1 protein-coding gene is annotated in these 1,683 nt (G+C 69.7%); it reads left to right on the forward strand.

The window, feature by feature from the left end:
* The first annotated feature begins 82 nt into the window (after positions 1-82).
* Positions 83-1,647, forward strand: a protein-coding gene (locus AABA78_RS38760; protein WP_370469512.1) for an IS3 family transposase whose coding sequence is annotated in 2 segments (ribosomal slippage) — positions 83-556 and positions 559-1,647 — 1,563 coding nt in all. Because the reading frame shifts where the segments join, the coding sequence is not laid out codon by codon here.
* The last annotated feature ends 36 nt before the right edge of the window (positions 1,648-1,683 follow it).

The raw sequence follows: 1,683 nt of genomic DNA on the forward strand, positions 1-1,683 counted from the left end.
ACCCCCCTGTGTCAGGGAAGTTGTCGCCTCGGCTGAATGGCCGGGATGACCACGCCTTGGGGGCGAGAGCAGGCAGGACGCCGTGCCGTACACGGATGGATTCAAGCTACAGATGGTGAAGCGGATGGTAGGCCCGGGGGCGGTGAGTGCCGCGGCGCTGGCCCGCCAGGTGGGCGTATCGCAGCCGACGCTGTCGCAGTGGTTGCGGGAGGCGCATAAGTTGGCGGCGATGACGCACCCGCCCGAGGAGAAGAAGCCCGCCGTGCCCGCTGCGCCGAAGAAGTGGACGCCCGAGGAGAAGCTGCGCGTGCTGGTGGCGGCGCAGGGGCTGACGGGCGAAGCGTTGGGGGCGCTGCTGCGAGGAGAGGGGCTGCACGAGGAGAAGCTGAAGGAGTGGCAGCAGGCCCTCGGAGGAGCGGCCACGGAAGCCCTGCCGGCCAAGGAGCGCAGGCGGCTGGCGGCGGCCGAGAAGCGAGTGAAGGAATTGGAGCGGGAGTTGCGCCGCAAGGAGAAGGCGCTGGCGGAGACGGCGGCGCTGCTGGTGCTCGAAAAAAAACTTCAGGCGACGGGCTGGGACGAGCGGCACCTGGACGACGAGGACGACGCAGCGGACGAGAAGCACGAGAAATGACGCTCGCGCACGTCGAGGAAGCCCTCCAGCAGGGCGTGCGGCTGGAGGCCGTCTGCGAGCGGCTCGGGGTAGCCCCTCGCACCATTCAACGCTGGAGGAAGCCGGCCACCGCGCAGGACGGGCGGTGCGGACCGTGCACCCGGCCCGCCAACCGCCTCTCCGAAGTCGAGAAGCGCCGCATGCTGGCGGTGGCCAACAGCGAGGAGTTCCGCGACCTCTCACCCAAGCAACTGGTGCCGAGACTCGCGGACCGGGGCGAGTATGTGGCCAGCGAGGCGAGCTTCTACCGGGTGCTGCGCGAAGCGGGCCAGCTGGCCCACCGAGGCCCCGCGAAGCCTCCCACGCCGCGCCCCAGGGCCGAGCACACGGCCAGCGCGCCCTGCCAGGTATGGAGCTGGGACATCACCTACTTGAAGGGACCGGTGAAGGGCACCTTCCTCTACCTGTACCTCGTGGTGGACGTCTTCAGCCGCCGCATCATGGGCTGGCGCGTCCACGAGGAGGAGTCGTCCGCGCATGCCGCGGCCCTTATCCGCCAAAGCTGGCACGAGGCGGGCTGTCCCGAAGGCCTGGTGCTGCACTCGGACAACGGCGGTCCCATGAAGGGCGCCACGATGCTCTCGACGCTGCAATGGCTGGGCGTGGCGCCTTCCTTCAGCCGGCCCCGCGTCTCGGACGACAACGCGTTTTCCGAGGCCCTCTTCCGCACGCTGAAGTACCGCCCCTCCTTCCCCCAGCGCCCCTTCACCTCCAGGCAGGACGCGCACGCGTGGGTGGCGCGCTTCGTCGCCTGGTACAACACCGAGCACCGGCACTCCGCCATCCGCTTCGTCACGCCGGAAGCCAGGCACTTCGGCCTCGACGCCGCGCTGCTCGCCCAGCGCCACCAGGTGTACCAGCGCGCCCGCGCACGTCACCCCGAGCGATGGAGCCGCGACACCCGCGACTGGACACCTGCGGGCCCCGTGCGCCTCAACCCCTCACCGCAAGTGCAGGAGCTGAAGCGCATCGGCTGAACCCTTTCACGCGACAACTACCTTGACGCTCACCGC

Origin of the sequence: Corallococcus caeni, from assembly GCF_036245865.1 — a bacterium.
In the GTDB taxonomy this organism is placed as follows: Bacteria; Myxococcota; Myxococcia; order Myxococcales; family Myxococcaceae; genus Corallococcus; species Corallococcus caeni.